Genomic DNA, 17,446 nt, shown 5'->3' with positions numbered 1-17,446 from the left:
GCGGCGGCAACTGTCATGGGGATTTCACCAGGCCAGTAAGTAAAGTGATATGCAAAAGTGTACCGGTACTGTACCGATAACTATGCGTAGAGTGACAGCAATGCCGAAAACCCGCAATAGCGGATGGGCGCGATGCCCGCGGCGTTCCCCAACCTTGGTGGCTGTGATGACCCGTCCCGCTTTCTATCCGACCTCCCAGGCTGCGCCTGGCGCGCCCGCTGGGCTGTGGGAGGGGTACGGCTATGGCTTTCTGGGGGTGCTGGTCTTTTCCCTGACGCTGCCCATGACCCGCCTGGCCGTCGGCGAGCTGGCGCCGCTGCTTGTGGGACTGGGCCGGGCGCTGCTGGCGGCGGTGCCGGCCATCGCCGTGCTCTGGCTGACGCGCGCGCGCCGCCCGAACCGCCAGGAATGGCCAGGCGTGATCCTGGCCGCGCTGGGCATCGTGGTGGGCTGGCCGCTGGCATCCTCGCTTGCCATGCAGACCGTGCCCGCGTCGCAGGGCGCCGTCTTCAACGGGCTGCTGCCCCTGTCGACCGCGGCCTTTGCCGCGCTGCGCAGCGGCGAGCGCCCCTCGCCCGCCTTCTGGGCCTGGGCCGTGCTGGGCGCCGCGCTGGTGACGGCCTATGCTCTGCGCCAGGGCGAAGGCGCCCTGCAGCCGGGCTATCTGTGGCTGTTGCTGGCCGTGGTCCTGGGCGGCATGGGCTATGCCGAGGGCGCGCGCGCTTCCCGCACGCTGGGCGGCGGGCGCACCATCTGCTGGGCGCTGGTGATCAGCGCGCCCGTGGTGGCCGCGCCGGTCGGCTGGATGGCGGCGCAGCAGGCCAGTTGGCCCAGCGCCCCGGTGATCTACGCCAGCGCCTATCTGGCGCTGGGTTCCATGTTCCTGGGCTTTTTTGCCTGGTATCGCGGCCTGGCCGTGGGCGGCATCGCCCGGGTCGGCCAGGTGCAGTTGCTGCAACCGTTCCTGACGGTGGTGGCGGCCGCATTGTTGTTTGGCGAATCCGTGGAGCCGGCGACGTACGTCTTCGCGGCTGCCGTGATCGCCGTTATCGCCGGCGGACGCCGCGCCATCGTCAGGACCAAAGAATGAATCTGCTCCCCTCCAATTGGGCCGACGTGCCCCTGATGTCCCTGTCCCTGCTGGGCCCGCTGGCCATGTTCGCCCTGGTCAGTTCCATTACCCCCGGACCCAACAACGTGATGCTGGCCTCGTCCGGCCTGAACTTCGGCTTCCGCCGCAGCGTGCCGCATCTGCTGGGGGTGAACCTGGGCTTCACCTTCATGATTTTCCTGGTGGGAATCGGGCTGGGCTCGGTGTTCCAGCAGGTGCCGCAGCTTTACACCGTGCTGAAGTACGCGGGCGCGGCCTATCTGCTGTACCTGGCGTGGAAGATCGCGAATTCGGGCGAAATGGACGACGGCGAGGCGCGCGGAAAGCCGTTCACCTTCCTGCAGGCCGCCGCCTTTCAGTGGGTCAACCCCAAGGCCTGGGTCATGGCCGTGGGCGTGATCGCCACCTACACGCCGCAGAATGGCTTCTTCGCCAATCTGGTCATCGCCACCGTCGTCTGCGGCATCGTCAACCTGCCCAGCATCGGCATCTGGGTGACCTTCGGCACGGCGTTGCGCCGCGTGCTGCACAAGCCCTGGGCGATCCGCGCCTTCAATGTGGGCATGGCGCTGCTGCTGGTGGCGTCGCTGTATCCGGTAGCGCTGGAAATGCTGCACTGACGCGGCGCTCAGGCCAGCAACCCCACAACCACGGCGGGCGTGACCAGCACATTGAACAGCCCCGCCATCACCATCACCAGGCCCGCGACGGCGCCTTCATCGGCCGCCAGTTCGCGGGCCTTGGCCGTTCCGGCGCCGTGCGCGCCCATCCCGAACAGCGCGCCGCGCGCCAGCGCCGAACGCAGCGGCAGCCAGCGCCGCATCAACTGGCCCAGGGCCGCGCCGAACACGCCCGTGACGATCACGAAGACGGCCGTCAGGTCCGGCACGCCGCCCACGTGCGACGACACGGCCACCGCGAACGGCGTGGCCACCGAACGCGGCAGCAGGCTCAGGCGCAGGTCCGGCGACAGGCCCAGCAGGCTGCCCAGCATCCAGGCGCTGGCGCCTGCGATCAGGCTGCCCACCGCCACGCCCGCCACCAGCACCGGCCAGTAACGGCGGATCAGCGCGCGCTGTTCATACAAGGGCAGCGCGAAGGCCACGATGACCGGGCCCAACATCGCCATCAGCCAGTGCGACCCCGCCATGTAGTCCCGGTAGCCGGTGTGCAGCGCAAGCGCCAGCGCCAGCAGCAGCGCGGGCGCCACCACCAGGGTCGACGTGCACCAGTAGGCATAGCGCCGGTAGAACAGGCGCGCGCAGACATAGGCCAGCACCGTCGCGGCGGGCCAGAACAGCAGATTGAAATCAGCTGGCATGGCGATTCATCCAGCGATAGCAGAGATCGATGGTCAACGCCGTGCCGGCCATCACCAGAACCGTGCCCAGGAGGATGACGGCCAGCAGCTTCAAGCCCAGCACGCCCAGGAATTCGCGGTGGTCCAGCAGCGACATGACGGCGGGCACGAAGAACAGCAGCATTTCGCCCAGCAGCCAGCTGGCGCCGCGATGCACGTTGCGCACCCGCAGGCGGCGCGTGGCCAGCAGCGCCAGCACCAGCGCCATGCCGATGACGCCGCCCGGCACGGGCAGACCCAGCAACTGGGCCAACGCCTGACCCAGCAAGGAGAAGAGGACCAGCAGACAGATTTGCAGCACGCGGCTGCGGCGCAGCGTGCTGCGTAGAAGAAGGGCGAGGCGTGGGCGAGACATGAGACGAAGTTCCTGCGGCAAGCAGATGTTTTACGCCTACGGTGCTCATAGATAAAATGAATTCGATGAATTCAAGTTATTCCAGATAGGCATACACATGGAACTGCGTCCGCTGCGCGCCCTGGTAGAAGTGGTCCGCCAGGGCGGTTTCTCTCAAGCCGCCCGGGCCGTCTTCGCCACCCAGCCCACCGTCAGCAAAGCGGTGCGCCAGCTGGAAGACGAACTGGGCATGCCGTTGCTGGACCGCCACGCCCAGCCGCCGCGGCTGACCGCGGCCGGCGAAATCGTCTACCGCCGCGCCGTGGCCATGCTGGCGCAGCGCGATGATCTGTACGCCGAACTGGACGAACTGAAGGGGCTCAAGCGCGGCGTGCTGCGCCTGGGCCTGCCGCCGCTGGGCAGCAGCACCCTGTTCGCCCCCATGTTTGCGCGCTTTCGCAGCCGCTATCCGCAGATTGAAATCAGCCTGGTGGAACACGGCAGCCGCCGCCTGGAGGAAATGGTGATGGCTGGCGAGATCGAACTGGCCGCCTCGCTCAAACCGGTGCCCGACATCTTCGAATGGCAGCCCGTGGCGCGCGAGCCGCTGGTGGCGCTGATGCCGGCCGACCACCCCAAGGCGCACGCCGCAACGGTCGGATTGAGCGATCTGCGGGACACGCCCTTCATTCTGTTCGAGACCGGCTTCGCCCTGAACCGCATCATCCAAGACGCCTGCCAGCGCGCCGGCTTCGCCCCCACCGTGGCCGCGCGCAGCGGCCAGATCGATTTCATCGCGGCGCTGGTGGCGGCCGGCCTGGGCGTGGCCTTCCTGCCGCGCCTGAAGGCCCGCGAAGAGCTGCACGCCGGCGTGGCGCGCGTGCCGCTGCGCGATGCCGGCACGGACTGGGAGATGGTGCAGGTGTGGCGCCGCGGCGGCTACCTGTCGCATGCCGCCCAGGCCTGGCTGGCCTTGACCCGGGAAGTCCATCCCGAAGTATGCTGATGCCGGAACCCAGCCGCCCCGCCCGGGTCAGACTATCCATGCCAGCCCTACCCCGCCTTTCTCCCCGCCGCCTGTTCGCCGTTGCCTTGCTTGCTGGCGCCAGCGTGGTCGGCTGCACCCAGCTCGATTCCTGGCAGCGGCAGACTATTTTCTCCCCCCAGTCCGAACCGCAGACCTGGTGGCGCGAACCCGCCGCGGGCACCCAGGTTTATGACCTGACGCTGGCAGGCGGCGACAAGGTGCGCGCCTGGTACTGGCAAAGCCCACAAGCCGGCGCGCCCACCGTGCTGTACCTGCATGGCGCACGCTGGAATCTGAACGGCAGCGCCTTCCGCATCGACGGCTGGACGCGCATGGGCTATTCCGTGCTCGCCATCGACTACCGCGGCTTCGGCGCGTCGACCCCGCGTCTGCCGTCCGAGGAAAGCGCGCTGGAAGACGCCGTGGCCGGGCTGAAGGAGCTGGCGCGCATCCAGCCCGATCCGGCGCGCCGCTTCATCTACGGCCATAGCCTGGGCGGCGCAATCGCCATCGACCTGGCCGCGCGCCCCGACCAGCCGGCATTCGCCGGCCTGATCGTGGAATCCAGCTTCACCAGCATCGGCGCGATGCTGGCCACGCTGCGCTGGGGCAAAGTGCGTGGCGCCAGCCTGCTGGTCACGCAACCGTTCGCTTCCGTGGAAAAGCTGGCGCGCATGCGCACCCCCATGCTGTTCATGCACGGCACCGCCGACCGCGTGGTGCCGCACACCATGAGCGACGAGCTCTACGCCGCCGCAGGCAACGTTGCGCCCGAGCTCAAACGCCTGGTCAAGATCGAAGGCGCCTCGCATTCCGGCGCCTTCCGCAGCGGCGCGCAATACGAGACCGCGGTGAAGACCTTCATGCAGGACGCGAGCCGCGCGTATCCGCGCAAGGCCGGCTAGCCTCCGCAGTCCGCCAGCCCGGCCTGGGCTGCCTCTTTCCCTCGCCTCCATCCGGACCTCTCTACGGCCGCCGGCAAGCACGACGCCTGCCTTGCCCGTGCGCGCAAGGCGCACGCTTCCCGCTCATCCCCAGAAATCGCGCATCGGCTTGTCTCCGCCTCCGGGTTGACCCGCCCCGGGAAATCCCCAAATCAAAATATCTTCTAAATATATTTATCAGATATTAGACTTTGCACCTGCTCGCCGCTCCGCCATTGAAGCGACGGCATCTTGAGGAGAAGCCAGTTGAGTAACGTGCATTGGCAGGGCGTCTTCCCTGCCGTAACGAGTAAGTTCCATGCCGACGAGACCCTCGACTTCGAGGCGATGCGCAAGCACTTCGGCTTCCTGATCGACAACGGCGTACACGGCCTGGTCACCTGCGGTTCGCTGGGCGAAGCCAGCACCCTGAGCCTTGAAGAAAAGCTGGAAGTGACGCGCTGCGCCGTGGAAGTCAGCGCCGGCCGCATTCCGGTCCTGGCCAACGTGTCCGAGACCAGCACCCGCGAAGCGCTGCGTTTCATCAAGGCCGCCGTGGAACTGGGCGTGGACGGCTTCATGTTGATGCCCTCGCTGATCTACGTGGCGGACTCGCGCGAAGCGATGCAGAGCATCCGCACCATGGCCGAAGCCGCGCAGAAGCCCTGCATGATCTACAACAATCCCGTCGCCTACCGCGTCGATCTCAAGCCCGAGCACATGGCCGAGCTGGCCGACTGCAAATGGCTGGTCGCCATCAAGGAAAGCAGCGACGACGTGCGCCGCCTGACCGACCTGCGCAACGCGCTGGGCACGCGCTATCAGCTGTTCATCGGCGTGGACGACCTGTCGTTCGAGGCGCTGGCGCTGGGCGCGGACGGCCTGCTGGCCGGGCTGGTCACCGCCTTCCCGCGCGAAACCGTGGCCCTGTACGACTTGATGAAGGCGGGCAAGTGGCAGGAAGCGCTGGCGCTGTACCAATGGTTCACGCCGCTCCTGCATCTGGATGTGTCGACCAAGCTGGTGCAGAACATCAAGCTGGCCGAGACCCTGGCCGGCGTGGGCAATGAGCACGTGCGCCGCCCGCGCCTGCCGCTGGCCGGCGCCGAACGCGAACGCTGCGCCGCCATCATCCAGGCGTCGCTGGCCAAGCGCCCCGCGCAGTACCAGTCGAAGTAAGGCCGGGCTCCGGAAGAAGCACGAACCTCCTGGCGCGTGGCGGGACCGCGACGCGCCAGGGCCTGTCCCCAGCAAGCCCAACGGACATCATGCAAAGCGACATCATTCTTCAGACCCGGGGCCTGAGCAAGGAATTCCGCGGCTTCGTCGCCGTCAACAACGTCGACATGAGCGTGCGCCGCGGCGCCATCCACGCGCTCATCGGCCCCAACGGCGCGGGCAAGACCACCTTCTTCAATCTGCTGACCAAGTTCCACATCCCGACGCGCGGCGAGATCCTCTACGACGGCGTGGACATCACGCAGGAACGCCCCGCGCAGACCGCGCGTCGCGGCATCGTGCGCTCGTTCCAGATCTCTGCCGTCTTTCCGCAGCTGTCGGTGCGCGAGAACGTGCGCGTGGCCCTGCAGCGCAAGCTGGGCGTGGACTATTGCTTCTGGCGTTCGGAACGCACGCTGGAAAGCCTGCATCACCGCGTCGAGGAACTGCTGGACCAGGTCGGCCTGCGTACGCATCTGGACGTGGCCGCGGGCGACCTGCCCTATGGCCGCAAGCGCACATTGGAGATAGCCACCACGCTGGCGCTCGAACCCGAGCTGCTGCTGCTGGACGAACCCACGCAAGGCATGGGCCACGAGGACGTGGACCGGGTCAAGCACCTGATCAAGCAGGTCAGCGCCGGCCGCACCATCCTTATGGTCGAACACAACATGAAAGTGGTGGCGGACATCTCCGACACCATCACCGTGCTGCAGCGGGGCGAGATCCTGGCCGAAGGCCCCTACGCGACCGTATCGGAAAACCCGGCGGTGCGCGAAGCCTACATGGGAGCCGAAGATGAATGAAGCCGCCGCAGCCTCCAGCATGCTGGAAATCCGCAACCTGCACGCCTGGTACGGCGAATCGCACATCCTGCACGGCATCGACCTGGACGTGAAGCCGGGCGAATGCGTGACCCTGCTGGGCAGGAATGGCGCGGGCCGCAGCTCCACGCTGAAGTCCATCCTGGGCCTGGTGGGCCGGCGCAGCGGCTCGATCAGGATCCAGGGCCAGGAGACCGTCGGCCTGCCACCCCACAAGATCGCGCGCCGCGGTATCGGCTATTGCCCTGAAGAGCGCGGCATCTATGCATCCTTGACCGCCGAGGAAAACCTCATGCTGCTGCCCTCGGTGGGGCCGGACGGCATGTCGGTGGCAGAGATCTACGACATGTTCCCCAACCTGAAAGAACGCGCGCACAGCCCCGGCACGCGGCTGTCGGGCGGCGAACAGCAGATGCTGGCGATGGCGCGCATCCTGCGCACCGGCGCCCGCCTGTTGTTGCTGGACGAAATCACCGAAGGCCTGGCCCCCGTCATCGTGCAGTCCCTGGGCCGCGTGATCCGGCAATTGAAAGAGCGCGGCTACACCACCGTGCTGGTCGAGCAGAACTTCCGCTTCGCCCAGCACCTGGCCGACCGCCATTACGTCATCGAGCACGGCCAGGTGGTGGCGGTGATAGACCGCGCCGAAGTCCTGCAATCGCAGGACAGGCTGAACGCCCTGCTCGGCATTTGAGTTTTCCAGACGCATTCCTTCCGACCGCAGTCCCCTTCCTACACGGAGCGTAGTCAGATGAAATTGAATCGAATCTCAGCAGCGCTGTTCGCCGTCGGCATGATCGGCGCCGCCCAGGCCCAGACCAAGATCAGCGATGACGTGGTCAAGATCGGCGTCCTGACCGACCTGTCCGGCGTCTATTCCGACCTGGCCGGCAACGGCTCCGTGATCGCGGCCCGCATGGCCGCCGAGGAAATGGGCAACAAGGTGCTGGGCAAGCCGGTGGAAGTGGTTTCCGCCGACCACCAGAACAAGCCCGACGTCGCCGCCAACCTGGCCCGCGAATGGTTCGACCAGGGCAAGGTCGACATGATCACCGACTTCCCCACCGCGTCCACCGCGCTGGCGGTGATGGAAATCGCCAAGCAGAAGAACCGCGTGACCATGCCGTCGGCCGGTCTGTCCACCGCGATCCTGGGCGAGAAGTGCTCGCCGCTGAATGCGCAGTGGACCACCAACACCTACGCCCTGGCCGCCGGCACCGCGCGCGCGCTGGTCAAGGAAGGCAAGAAGAGCTGGTACTTCATCACCGCCGACTACACCTTCGGCCACTCGCTCGAAAAGGACGGTACCGAAGTCATCCAGGAAAACGGCGGCAATGTGGTGGGCGTGTCGCGCCATCCCTTCCCCGGCAACGACTTCTCTTCGTTCCTGTTGAAGGCGCAGGCCTCCAAGGCCGACGTGATCGCGCTGGCCAACGCCGGCAACGACACGGTCAACGCAGTCAAGCAGGCCAACGAATTCGGCATCAACAAGAAGCAGATCGTGGCGCCGCTGCTCACCTACATCTCGGATGTGCACAGCATGGGCCTGGCCAAGGCGCAGGGCATGTACCTGACCGAAGCCTTCTATTGGGACTATGACGATGCCTCGCGCGCCTGGGCCAAGAAATTCTTCGAGAAAGCCAAAAAGATGCCGACCGCTTCGCAGGCCGGCGTGTATTCGGCCACGCTGTCCTATCTGAAGGCGATCGAAGCCGCCGGCACCGACGATGCGCCGGCCGTGATGGCCAAACTGCGCGAGATGACCATCAACGACGCCGTGATCCGCAATGGCAAGCTGCGCGCCGACGGCGCGCTGGTGCACGACATGCTGCTGTTGCAGGTCAAGACGCCCAAGGAATCCAAGGCGCCCTGGGACTACTACAACGTGAAGTCGGTGCTCAAGGGCGAGGACGTGTTCCCCAAGCCCCAGGCCGCGTGCTCGTTGAACAAGACCTGATGCCGCCACGCGCCGCACGCATGGCGTGCGGCGCCGGCTGCCATGGCCGCGGCGCATCGCCGCGCGCTTCCCGGAAATCGACGCGACACCTTTCCGCCCGCCGCCTACCATGTTCGACATCTCGCTTTCCGCCTTGCTCGCCCAACTGCTGGTGGGCCTGATCAACGGCTGCTTTTACGCCATCCTCAGCATGGGGCTGGCCATCATCTTCGGCCTGCTCAACATCGTCAATTTCACACACGGCGCCCAGTTCATGATGGCGGCCTTTCTGGCCTGGATCGGCTTTACCCAGCTGCCGCAGCTGCTGGGGCCGGGCGTGCAGATCAACTTCTGGGCCGCGCTGATCCTGGCGCCCCTGCTGGTGGGACTGGTGGGCGTCGTGATCGAGAAGACGCTGCTCAAGCGCCTGTACCACCTGGACCACCTGTACGGCCTGTTGCTGACCTTCGGCATCGCGCTGATGATGGAAGGGGGCTTTCGCTACTTCTACGGCATCTCGGGCGTGGGCTATGAGCCGCCCGAGGTTCTGCAGGGCGGTTTCGACCTGGGCTTCATGTTCCTGCCCGCCTATCGCGCCTTCGTGGTGGTGGCATCGCTGGTGCTGTGCCTTGCCACCTGGTATCTGTTCGAACGCACCCGGCTGGGCGCCATGCTGCGCGCCGGCACCGAGAACCCCAAGCTGCTGCAGGCCTTCGGCGTGAACGTACCGGTGATGATCACCCTGACCTACGGTTTCGGCGTGGCGCTGGCCGGCGTGGCCGGGGTGCTGGCCGCGCCCGTCATGCAGATCAACCCGCTGATGGGCTCGAACCTGTTGAACATCGTGTTCGCCGTGGTCGTGATCGGCGGACTGGGCTCCATCATGGGCGCCATCGTCACCGGGCTGACCCTGGGCCTGCTGGAAGGGCTGACCAAAGTGTTCTATCCCGAAGCCTCGACGGTAGTCGTCTTCATCGTCATGGCCATCGTTCTGCTGACGCGCCCCGCCGGCCTGTTCGGCAAGGAGAAATAAGGTGCAGCGCATACCCTCCTCGATCCGCATCCTGGCGCTGTTGCTGGTGCCGGCCCTGCTGGTGCCGCTTTTCCCGCAGATCGTCTATCCCGTGTTCGTCATGAAGGTGCTGTGCTTTGCGCTGTTCGCGTTGGCCTTCAACCTGCTGACCGGCTTTACCGGCCTGGTGTCGTTCGGCCATGCGGCCTTCTTCGGCTGGGCCGGCTATGCGGCCGGCGAAATGATGATCCTGTTCGGCGCCCGCGGCCTGCCGCCCGAGATCGCCATCGCTTGCGGCGTGGCCATGGCCGCGGCCATCGGCTGGGCGATCGGCTGGCTGGCGATCCGGCGCACCGGCATCTACTTCGCGATGATCACGCTGGCGCTGTCGCAGGTGGCGTACTTCATGGCGGTGCAGGTGGGCTGGACGCGCGGCGAAGACGGCATGCAGGGCATTCCGCGCGGCAAGTTCCTGGGCCTGGTGGACCTGAGCGTGGACGCCAACATGTATTACTTCACGCTGGGGGTCTTCGTGCTGGGCTTTCTGTTCGTCTACCGGGTGATCCATTCGCCCTTCGGCCAGGTGCTCAAGACCATCCGGGACAACGCGCCGCGCGCCATATCGCTAGGTTACGATACAGACCGGTGCAAGCTGCTGGCCTTCGTGCTGTCGGCCTCGGTCGCCGGCCTGGCCGGCTCGCTGAAGGCGCTGGTGCTCCAGCTGGTTGCATTGAACGACGTTTCGCTCGCTACTTCCACCGAAGTGCTGCTGATGACGCTCCTGGGCGGCATCGGCACGGTATGGGGGCCGGTGGTGGGCGCGACGCTGGTCGTCAGCTTGCAGAATTACCTTGCCACCCTGGGCGACATCGTCACCATCGTCATCGGACTGATTTTCGTGTTGTGCGTGTCGTTCTTCCGGCGCGGCTTCGTCGGCGAATGGCTGGCCTACGCGCAGTGGCGCAAAACGAAGGAAAACAATAGTTGATGGCAGCAGCAGAATCCAAACGGCGCGCCGCCGATGTCGCCTACGACCAGATCGAAAGCATGATCGCCACGCTGCAATTGCAGCCGGGCAGCGCGGTCGTGGAAGCGGATCTGGTGGAAATGACCGGCCTGGGACGCACGCCGCTGCGCGAGGCGCTGCTGCGCATGGTGGCCGCCGGGCTGATACGCCAGGAGCCGCGGCGCGGCCTGCGCGTGTCCATGATCCAGCTGGCGGACCACATGGACCTGATCCAGACCCGCCGGGCGCTGGAACAGCTGATCGCCGCCAGCGCCGCGCGCCGCGCCACTGCGGCGCAGCGCAGCCAGATCGTGGATTGCGCGGCGCAGATGATCCGCGCGGCGGAAGGCGGCAATCTCGACGACTACATGCATGCCGACCAGATGCTGGACCACGTCTGCCACCAGGCCTGCCGCAACGCCTCGGCCGTGAACGCGGTGGCGCCGCTGATCATCCAGTGCCGCCGCTTCTGGTACGCCTACCAACACGAGGGCGACATCGCCGAAGGCGCGCGCCGCCACATGCTGATGGCCGAAGGCATCGCCACCGGCAACGAGTCCGCGGCCATCAAGGGCGCGGACTCGCTGATGGACTACCTGGAGATGTTCACGCGCAAGGTGATTGACGCGTGACGGCCGGCGCGGCCTGCCCCTTGCGGCGGGCCAGCCACTGCAGCACCCGCGGCCGCGAGCGGTCGTAGGCCAGGTTGTAGAGGAAGGCGTAGGGCAGATAGAACAGCACCAGCGCGATATCCAGCACAAAGGCCTGCCACAGGCTGATGTTGAGCCACCAGGCCGCCAGCGGGATCACGATCAGGATCAGGCCCAGCTCGAAGCCGAAGGCATGCACCACGCGCAGCCGCAGCGTACGGGTCCAGCCCATGCGGTTCTCGATGCGGTCAAAGCCCGCGTTGTAGATCATGTTCCAGACCAGCGCGATCCAGGCGATCACCGCGGTCAGCACGCCCATTTCGAACAGGGACTTGCCCATGGCCCAGGCAGCCGCCGGGGCGCACAGGCCGATGGCGATGATTTCGAACAGAAAGGCGTGGAGGAAACGTTCTTTAATGGATTTCTTGGCTTGCGTCATGACCCACCTGCGGTCGGTTGATACTCAGTGGCAGGGATTTTCGACGATATTTCCGTTACCATAAAGATGGTTTTCATCGGAAAAACCGATAATCACGGAGCCTCCGTCTATGCGCCACTCCCTGGAATCCCTGGCGGCGTTCGCCCAGGTCGCCTCCGAAGGCACGTTTTCGGCTGCCGCCCGCAAGCTCGGGAAAAGCCAGTCCACCATCAGCGAAACCATCGCCAACCTGGAGGTGGACCTGAACGTGGCGCTATTCGACCGCAGCCAGCGCCAGCCCGTGCTGACCGAGGCGGGCCGCGTGCTGCTGGGCCAGGCCTTGCAGGTGCTGGCCGCCAACGACAGGTTGAATCGCAGCGCCAGCCAACTGTCCGAAGGCCTGGAGCCCCGGCTGACGGTAGTGCTGTCCGACACGTTCCAGTCCGAGACCTTCGAGAACATGCTGAGCCAGATCGACCAGCGCTATCCGGCGCTGCGCTTCGAATGCCTGATCGCGGAATACGAGGATGTGGTGGCGCTGGTGCAGCAGGGCCGCGCGCATCTGGGGCTGATGGCCGCCCAGGAGAGCTATCCGCCCGACGTCGCGCACGCCGCCCTGGCGGAGCTTTCTGAAATCGTCCTGTGCGTGAGCCGCAAGCACCCGCTGGCCAAGCTGCCCCGGGTCACGGAGGACCAGCTGAAATCCGAACGCGCGCTGCGCCTGAGCACGTACGAGTTGGGCGACAAGGAGACCGAACCCGCGTACGCGACCTGGTCGGCGCCCGGCTATCTGATGCTGATGGACATGGCGACCCTGGGGTTTGGCTGGACCGAACTGCCGCGCTGGATGTTCCAGCGTTTCGGCCAGGATCAGCTGGTGGAGCTGAAGGCGCCAGGCTGGCCGCGCCACATCCGCGTCGACGCGGTCTGGTCGCGGCGCCGCGCGCTGGGGCCGGCAGGCGCCTGGCTGCTGCAGAGCCTGACGGGCGGCTAGAGCCAGCCCGCGCCGCAACGGCCTTGCAGCCGATCAGCGCGCCGTGGCCGGCAAGCGCGAGATGTGCACGCCGTTGGCGTTGAGCCAGTCGCCCAGCTTGGGGCTGGCCAGCACGTCGAACTCCGCGCGGCGCTGGCGCGACATGGCGCAGTCATCCTGGCTGCCCATGGCCGGATGGCACATGACCAGGTCGCAGTCGCGCGCGTTGAACAGCCAGTTCTGCAGCAGGTCCGCGTAGCGCCGCTTGCCGCCTTCGAAGCCATAGACGCCCAGCAGCCGGCGGTTGGTGCGCATGCCATCCTTTTGCGCCTCGCGCGCCAGCGCGCTCGAACCGAGCGCGCCAATGACGCGCGCCTTGAGGGCTTCTTTCAGGGGAATGCCAACCTGCATGCCCGGCGCCGTCTGGCGCAGCCAAGGCATGTGATCGCCATAGCGTTGCTTGAGCAACAGCAGCAGCCGTTCGCGGATGCCCGGCAGCTGATGCACGTGCTGGTGCCCGTCGACATAGTCCGGCGCGCGGCCGAACGCGGCCTCGAAAGCATCGAACTGGCACGCCAGCTGCGCATCGATCCAGGCGGCGTCGAGTCCGCCCGCATAGGCGCTCAGGATCAGCCGGCTCAGCGTGGGCATGGGCTCGGCGCCAGGCGTAAGCGCTTCCGTGAAGTTCACGTGCAGGCCGATATCCACGTTCATCGGGGCCAGGCGCCCGGCGTTCGACGCGAACGACGGACCCAGCGTGAGGCAGCTGACCGCGCTCAGCCGGCCCATGCCGGCCAGCGCAATCATGCCTTCATCGATATCGGCATTCATGCCAAAATCATCACCGCAGACCACGATACGTTTGCTCATTGCTATACCTTTGACTTCATTTCCGCCACGCCCTTCATGCGCGCCCTGCTGCAACAAGTAAGCACCTTCATTGCCGTCGGATGCGCCGCCGCGGCCACCCACTGGGCTGTCGCCGTGGGTTGCGTCGAACTCTTCCGCATGCCGCCCCTGGCCGCCAACCTGATCGGCTGGCTGGTTGCATTCGCGGTTTCCTTCACTGGCCACTACCGGCTTACGTTCCGACATTCCAAAACTCCGTGGACGGTAGCAGCGCGGCGTTTCTTCCTTGTGTCAGCAGCCGGCTTCATCATCAACGAAGCCGCATACGCCTGGCTACTGCATAGCACTACCATCCGTTACGACATCCTGCTTGCCTTGATCCTGCTCGGGCTCGCCGTGGCGACCTTCATCGCTAGCCGGCTTTGGGCGTTCCGCCACAAACCCGCTGCCTGAGGGCCGCGTCCACGTCGACGCGCCACATTACATACTTCACGCTGCTGACCACCGGCGCCAGCCCCTGCAACGGCGCATAAACCTGGTTGTCCGCCGCGGTACCCCATACCCAGTAGCGGCTGCCTTCGGCTGCCTGACACAGGCGCGCGTTGAACTCCGCGGGGCTGAGCAGCACCTGTCCGCCGGTTTCGGGGTCGAACTGGGCGGCGTCATACAGCTCCTTGCGCCAGTTGTCCCGCACGGGCACCTCCGGATTGAGCCAGTCGTCCACCACCCAGGCGGGCCGCGGCGCCCGGGCGTACAGCGCCAGGTCGAACGGATAGGTGTGCAACGACACGAAGGTATCGTCCGGCCGCGCCTGCTCCCGCACCACCTTGGCCAGCGGGCCCGCGCTGCCGCGCGCATTGTTGGCGGCGATGCCCACCGCGATGACGCAGATCCCCACCGCCACCGCGGCGCTCAGGCGCAGCAGGCGGGTGGCCGAATCGGCGTCGGCGCGCCTGGCTCCCTGGATCACTTCGGCCAGAAGGAAAGCCAGCGGCGCCAGCGCCGGCAGGACATAGCCTACAAGCTTGGAATTCGGCAGCGAAAAGAACGCCAGCACGACGGCAAACCACAGCACCGCCAGGCGCCGCAAGCTGCGCGAAGGACCGGCTTCCCAGAACGTCTTGCGCAGGATGCCGCCGCCCCAAAGCGACCAGGGCAAGCTCAGCCCCACCACCACCGGCAGATAGAACCAGAACGGCTGCGCATTGTTGAAGCCAGTAGCGGCAAAGCGCTGGAAGTGCTGATAGACAAAGAAGTAGTCGTAGAAACCTGGATAGCGCCACTGCATCAGCACGAACCACGGCGCCGCCACGGCGATGAACACCAGCAGCGCGGGCGGCCAGAACAGCGCAGCCAGGCCGCGCCACCGGCGTTCCCACACCAGCCAGATCAGCAGGATGGCGCCCGGCAGCACCAGGCCGATCAGCCCCTTGGCCAGCACGGCAAGCGCGGCCAGCGCGCCAGCCGCCACGGCCATCGCGTGCCAGGCTTCTCCGCGCTCCTCGCGCAGCACCGTATCCGTTGCCGCCAGCACGCACAGCGTGATCATGCCGGCCACCAGCATGTCCAGATTCGCGAACTGCGCGCCACCATAGAAAAACGGCATGGTGGCGAGGATCAGCACGGTCGTCATGGCGGTCGCGGGATCGCGGTAGCGGCGCACAAAGGCGTACATCGCAGCCGCCGCGGCCCACGCTGCCAGCCAAGAGGGCACCCGCGCCGCCCAGGGATGCACGCCGAACACCGAAAAGGACAGCTCAGTCAGCCAGTAGTAAAGCGGCGGCTTGTGGAAATACGGCATGCCGTCCAACAGGGGCACCGCATGCGAACCGCTGCGCAGCATGTCCCAGGCCACACCGGCATAGCGCCCTTCATCGGGCAGGGTCAGGGGCCTGATCCAGGCCAGGAAAGCAAGCCACGCGCCTATCGCGATCAGGAAGCGTCCCGCTGGCGGGGTCCAATCGGAGCGCCGCCAGAACGTCGTGGCGAACATGTCAGTCCAAGCCTTGGCCCGGCCGGGAAGCCCTGCCCTGGCGCCGGCGCACGACGAACAGCGGCCGGCCCTTCACCTCATCGAAGATCCGCGACACGTATTCGCCCACCACGCCCAGGGAAATCAGATTCACGCCGGCAAAGAACAGCACCGCCGTGACGATGGTCGTCCAACCGGAAACCTCGTTGCCGAAGAACAGGTACTCGCCGACCAGATAGGCGGCATAGGCCAGCGCCAGCATGGCAAAGGCCACGCCGACCAGGCTGACCAGGCGCAGCGGCCAGGTCGTGAAAGCGGTCAGGCCGTCCAGCGCCAGCCGGACCAGGCGCATGCTGCTGAAACGGCTGTCGCCGTGCATGCGCTCCTCGGGGGTATAGGCCAGCGCTTCGCCCTTGAAGCCGACCCAGGCGTACAGGCCTTTCATGAATCGGGTGCGTTCGGGCAGCGCGATCAGCGCGTCCACCACGCTGCGGTCCATCAAGCGAAAATCGCCCGCGTGCGCCGGCACGTCCACGCCGCGCGCGCCGCTCAACAACTTGTAGAACCAGCGCGCGCCAGCGCGCTTGGCCCAGGATTCGTCGGCGCGGGTCTCGCGCACGGCGTAGACCATTTCGGCCCCGGCGGCCCAGCGCGCCAGCATTTGCTCGATCAAGGCGGGAGGATGCTGCAGATCCGCATCCAGGCAGATCACCGCATTGCCCGTGGCGGCTTCCAGGCCGGCGCTGATCGCGGCTTCCTTGCCGAAGTTGCGCGACAGCTGCACGTAGCGAAAACCATCGTGTTCGGTCCATTCGGCCATCAGCGCTTCCGTGCCGTCCGTGCTGCCGTCATCGGCCACGATGATTTCCCAGCTGGTGCACAGCGCCTCCAGGCGGTTGCGCAGCAGAGGCAGCAGCACCTGCAGGTTCTCGCATTCGTTCAGGCACGGAATGACGCAGGTCACGCAAGTGTCGTACGGCACGCGAGCCTCGGCCGCCGGCCAAACCGTTTCCAGCGGATACGATTTGGTCAGCACTTGCGGGACAGCGGATTCGGACCGGAACTGAATGTGCATGGCTCTAGACTCGGAATGCAGGACTATGCCGAGCAGTATGCGTAGGGATCTGTCGAATTTTCATGAAATGCGCAATTGCCTGCAGCGCCCGAGAAATCCAGATGAATTCTAGGGAGCGTCCCCCGGAAAACAATAAAGTGGCGTAAACCTGTGTCCCCAATTTGTGAAGCCCTGTAAAGCCGGACTGCGCCTGCGCATCGGTAAAATGCGCCCGAGTTTTTTGTTTTCGCAGGTTGTCATGCAATATCAAGTCCGGCTCATGCAGGCCAGCGACGTGGACGCCATCCTGGCCCTCCAGACCCTGGCCTACCCCGGTTTCCTGCTGGAAAGCGCGGGTTTCTTCCAGAACCGCCTGGCGCTCGCCCCCTCGCACTGCTGGGTAGCGCAGGCTGGGGCCAGCCCGGATGCGCTGCTGGGCTACCTGATTTCCTATCCCTGGGACGCGGGACTGCCGCCCGCCCTGGATGTGGCGCTCGCGGCGCTGCCGGCCGCGGCCGACCACTGGTTCCTGCACGACTGCGCCGTGGCGCCCTCGGCGCAGGGGTTGGGCGTGGGCCAGGCGCTGCTGCGCGCCGCCGCCGACAGCGCGCATGAAGGCGGCTTGCGCCGCGCCAGCCTGGTGTCCCTGGAATCCGCCGTGGGTTATTGGCAGCGCCACGGCTACCTGCCGGTCAGCGCAGACAGCGCCGACCTGACCGAAAAACTGGCTGGCTACGGGCCGCGCGCGCAATACATGTCGCGCGCATTTCCACTCTAGC

The 17,446-nt window shown here is 66.2% G+C and carries 20 protein-coding genes; 14 read left to right on the top strand and 6 right to left on the bottom strand.

The window, feature by feature from the left end; all coding sequences use genetic code 11:
- Window positions 1–166 precede the first annotated feature (166 nt).
- On the top strand, window positions 167–1,090 hold the full coding sequence (locus tag ACZ5YA_RS25885; RefSeq protein ID WP_464091417.1) for a DMT family transporter: 924 nt from the start codon (window positions 167–169) through the stop codon (window positions 1,088–1,090).
- On the top strand, window positions 1,087–1,731 hold the full coding sequence (locus ACZ5YA_RS25880; RefSeq protein WP_059372984.1) for a LysE family translocator: 645 nt from the start codon (window positions 1,087–1,089) through the stop codon (window positions 1,729–1,731). Before ACZ5YA_RS25885 ends, ACZ5YA_RS25880 begins: the two co-directional genes overlap by 4 nt.
- An 8-nt stretch (window positions 1,732–1,739) precedes the next feature.
- Here ACZ5YA_RS25880 and ACZ5YA_RS25875 read toward each other — a convergent pair whose 3' ends face one another.
- Window positions 1,740–2,432, bottom strand: coding sequence for an LrgB family protein (locus ACZ5YA_RS25875; protein WP_059372982.1), 693 nt, complete (start codon window positions 2,430–2,432; stop codon window positions 1,740–1,742).
- Window positions 2,422–2,826 carry a CidA/LrgA family protein gene (locus tag ACZ5YA_RS25870; RefSeq protein WP_059372980.1) on the bottom strand — a complete coding sequence of 135 codons (405 nt, stop codon included), beginning with the start codon at window positions 2,824–2,826 and terminating at the stop codon, window positions 2,422–2,424. Before ACZ5YA_RS25870 ends, ACZ5YA_RS25875 begins: the two co-directional genes overlap by 11 nt.
- 97 nt (window positions 2,827–2,923) lie before the next feature.
- Between ACZ5YA_RS25870 and ACZ5YA_RS25865 the strand changes: the two genes are divergently transcribed.
- The 9 genes from ACZ5YA_RS25865 to ACZ5YA_RS25825 all read left to right on the top strand — a co-directional run bounded on the left by ACZ5YA_RS25865 (window position 2,924) and on the right by ACZ5YA_RS25825 (window position 11,383).
- Window positions 2,924–3,811: a LysR family transcriptional regulator gene (locus ACZ5YA_RS25865; protein WP_464091416.1), complete on the top strand. Its 888-nt coding sequence runs from the start codon at window positions 2,924–2,926 to the stop codon at window positions 3,809–3,811.
- A 38-nt stretch (window positions 3,812–3,849) separates the two neighbouring features.
- On the top strand, window positions 3,850–4,737 hold the full coding sequence (locus ACZ5YA_RS25860) for an alpha/beta hydrolase (RefSeq protein ID WP_464091415.1): 888 nt from the start codon (window positions 3,850–3,852) through the stop codon (window positions 4,735–4,737).
- Between the two features lie 285 nt (window positions 4,738–5,022).
- Window positions 5,023–5,934, top strand: a complete 912-nt coding sequence (locus tag ACZ5YA_RS25855) for a dihydrodipicolinate synthase family protein (protein ID WP_059372975.1) — start codon at window positions 5,023–5,025, stop codon at window positions 5,932–5,934.
- A gap of 89 nt (window positions 5,935–6,023) precedes the next feature.
- Window positions 6,024–6,779, top strand: a complete 756-nt coding sequence (locus ACZ5YA_RS25850) for an ABC transporter ATP-binding protein (RefSeq protein ID WP_082401334.1) — start codon at window positions 6,024–6,026, stop codon at window positions 6,777–6,779.
- Window positions 6,772–7,491, top strand: coding sequence for an ABC transporter ATP-binding protein (locus tag ACZ5YA_RS25845; RefSeq protein WP_118932579.1), 720 nt, complete (start codon window positions 6,772–6,774; stop codon window positions 7,489–7,491). The genes ACZ5YA_RS25850 and ACZ5YA_RS25845 overlap by 8 nt, the downstream gene beginning before the upstream one ends.
- A gap of 57 nt (window positions 7,492–7,548) precedes the next feature.
- A complete protein-coding gene (locus tag ACZ5YA_RS25840) occupies window positions 7,549–8,754 on the top strand; it encodes an ABC transporter substrate-binding protein (protein ID WP_118932578.1) in 1,206 nt (401 codons plus the stop codon).
- Window positions 8,755–8,863: 109 nt separating this feature from the next.
- The gene (locus ACZ5YA_RS25835) at window positions 8,864–9,766 is read left to right on the top strand and encodes a branched-chain amino acid ABC transporter permease (protein ID WP_059373059.1); all 903 of its coding nucleotides are present in this window, start codon (window positions 8,864–8,866) and stop codon (window positions 9,764–9,766) included.
- Window position 9,767: 1 nt separating this feature from the next.
- Complete coding sequence (locus ACZ5YA_RS25830; RefSeq protein WP_059372969.1) at window positions 9,768–10,733, top strand: branched-chain amino acid ABC transporter permease; 966 nt, start codon at window positions 9,768–9,770, stop codon at window positions 10,731–10,733.
- Entirely contained in the window at window positions 10,733–11,383 is a 651-nt protein-coding gene (locus ACZ5YA_RS25825; RefSeq protein ID WP_059372968.1) for a GntR family transcriptional regulator, read from the top strand. Before ACZ5YA_RS25830 ends, ACZ5YA_RS25825 begins: the two co-directional genes overlap by 1 nt.
- On the opposite strand, the gene ACZ5YA_RS25820 is transcribed toward ACZ5YA_RS25825, so the two are convergent.
- Window positions 11,358–11,840: a multidrug/biocide efflux PACE transporter gene (locus tag ACZ5YA_RS25820; protein ID WP_059372966.1), complete on the bottom strand. Its 483-nt coding sequence runs from the start codon at window positions 11,838–11,840 to the stop codon at window positions 11,358–11,360. The two genes, ACZ5YA_RS25825 and ACZ5YA_RS25820, sit on opposite strands and share 26 nt — an antisense overlap.
- Before the next feature lie 109 nt (window positions 11,841–11,949).
- Here ACZ5YA_RS25820 and ACZ5YA_RS25815 point away from each other — a divergent pair, with 109 nt between their 5' ends.
- Window positions 11,950–12,813, top strand: a complete 864-nt coding sequence (locus ACZ5YA_RS25815) for a LysR family transcriptional regulator (RefSeq protein ID WP_059372963.1) — start codon at window positions 11,950–11,952, stop codon at window positions 12,811–12,813.
- A 33-nt stretch (window positions 12,814–12,846) separates the two neighbouring features.
- Here the strand turns inward: ACZ5YA_RS25815 and ACZ5YA_RS25810 are convergent, their stop codons facing one another.
- Window positions 12,847–13,662, bottom strand: a complete 816-nt coding sequence (locus ACZ5YA_RS25810; RefSeq protein ID WP_059372961.1) for a ChbG/HpnK family deacetylase — start codon at window positions 13,660–13,662, stop codon at window positions 12,847–12,849.
- 36 nt (window positions 13,663–13,698) lie between these two features.
- Here ACZ5YA_RS25810 and ACZ5YA_RS25805 point away from each other — a divergent pair, with 36 nt between their 5' ends.
- A complete protein-coding gene (locus ACZ5YA_RS25805) occupies window positions 13,699–14,094 on the top strand; it encodes a GtrA family protein (protein WP_118932577.1) in 396 nt (131 codons plus the stop codon).
- Here the strand turns inward: ACZ5YA_RS25805 and ACZ5YA_RS25800 are convergent.
- The gene (locus ACZ5YA_RS25800) at window positions 14,054–15,634 is read right to left on the bottom strand and encodes a glycosyltransferase family 39 protein (protein ID WP_464091414.1); all 1,581 of its coding nucleotides are present in this window, start codon (window positions 15,632–15,634) and stop codon (window positions 14,054–14,056) included. The genes ACZ5YA_RS25805 and ACZ5YA_RS25800 overlap by 41 nt on opposite strands.
- A 1-nt stretch (window position 15,635) precedes the next feature.
- Window positions 15,636–16,688 carry a glycosyltransferase family 2 protein gene (locus ACZ5YA_RS25795; protein WP_059372958.1) on the bottom strand — a complete coding sequence of 351 codons (1,053 nt, stop codon included), beginning with the start codon at window positions 16,686–16,688 and terminating at the stop codon, window positions 15,636–15,638.
- A gap of 259 nt (window positions 16,689–16,947) precedes the next feature.
- Between ACZ5YA_RS25795 and ACZ5YA_RS25790 the strand changes: the two genes are divergently transcribed.
- Window positions 16,948–17,445, top strand: a complete 498-nt coding sequence (locus ACZ5YA_RS25790; RefSeq protein WP_059372956.1) for a GNAT family N-acetyltransferase — start codon at window positions 16,948–16,950, stop codon at window positions 17,443–17,445.
- The last annotated feature ends 1 nt before the right edge of the window (window position 17,446 follow it).

It is taken from the genome of Achromobacter sp. JCM 18799 (assembly GCF_055395645.1).
The sequence above is the reverse complement of the archived record's forward strand: the minus strand, read 5'-3'. Positions and strand labels throughout refer to the sequence as shown.

Bases quoted from the DNA above. Each gene is read 5' to 3' on its own strand.
- ACZ5YA_RS25885 (WP_464091417.1), top strand. From the start codon at position 167: ATGACCCGTCCCGCTTTCTATCCGACCTCCCAGGCTGCGCCTGGCGCG.
- ACZ5YA_RS25880 (WP_059372984.1), top strand. From the start codon at position 1,087: ATGAATCTGCTCCCCTCCAATTGGGCCGACGTGCCCCTGATGTCCCTG.
- ACZ5YA_RS25875 (WP_059372982.1), bottom strand. From the start codon at position 2,432: ATGCCAGCTGATTTCAATCTGCTGTTCTGGCCCGCCGCGACGGTGCTG.
- ACZ5YA_RS25870 (WP_059372980.1), bottom strand. From the start codon at position 2,826: ATGTCTCGCCCACGCCTCGCCCTTCTTCTACGCAGCACGCTGCGCCGC.
- ACZ5YA_RS25865 (WP_464091416.1), top strand. From the start codon at position 2,924: ATGGAACTGCGTCCGCTGCGCGCCCTGGTAGAAGTGGTCCGCCAGGGC.
- ACZ5YA_RS25860 (WP_464091415.1), top strand. From the start codon at position 3,850: ATGCCAGCCCTACCCCGCCTTTCTCCCCGCCGCCTGTTCGCCGTTGCC.
- ACZ5YA_RS25850 (WP_082401334.1), top strand. From the start codon at position 6,024: ATGCAAAGCGACATCATTCTTCAGACCCGGGGCCTGAGCAAGGAATTC.
- ACZ5YA_RS25845 (WP_118932579.1), top strand. From the start codon at position 6,772: ATGAATGAAGCCGCCGCAGCCTCCAGCATGCTGGAAATCCGCAACCTG.
- ACZ5YA_RS25840 (WP_118932578.1), top strand. From the start codon at position 7,549: ATGAAATTGAATCGAATCTCAGCAGCGCTGTTCGCCGTCGGCATGATC.
- ACZ5YA_RS25835 (WP_059373059.1), top strand. From the start codon at position 8,864: ATGTTCGACATCTCGCTTTCCGCCTTGCTCGCCCAACTGCTGGTGGGC.
- ACZ5YA_RS25825 (WP_059372968.1), top strand. From the start codon at position 10,733: ATGGCAGCAGCAGAATCCAAACGGCGCGCCGCCGATGTCGCCTACGAC.
- ACZ5YA_RS25820 (WP_059372966.1), bottom strand. From the start codon at position 11,840: ATGACGCAAGCCAAGAAATCCATTAAAGAACGTTTCCTCCACGCCTTT.
- ACZ5YA_RS25815 (WP_059372963.1), top strand. From the start codon at position 11,950: ATGCGCCACTCCCTGGAATCCCTGGCGGCGTTCGCCCAGGTCGCCTCC.
- ACZ5YA_RS25810 (WP_059372961.1), bottom strand. From the start codon at position 13,662: ATGAGCAAACGTATCGTGGTCTGCGGTGATGATTTTGGCATGAATGCC.
- ACZ5YA_RS25805 (WP_118932577.1), top strand. From the start codon at position 13,699: ATGCGCGCCCTGCTGCAACAAGTAAGCACCTTCATTGCCGTCGGATGC.
- ACZ5YA_RS25800 (WP_464091414.1), bottom strand. From the start codon at position 15,634: ATGTTCGCCACGACGTTCTGGCGGCGCTCCGATTGGACCCCGCCAGCG.
- ACZ5YA_RS25795 (WP_059372958.1), bottom strand. From the start codon at position 16,688: ATGCACATTCAGTTCCGGTCCGAATCCGCTGTCCCGCAAGTGCTGACC.
- ACZ5YA_RS25790 (WP_059372956.1), top strand. From the start codon at position 16,948: ATGCAGGCCAGCGACGTGGACGCCATCCTGGCCCTCCAGACCCTGGCC.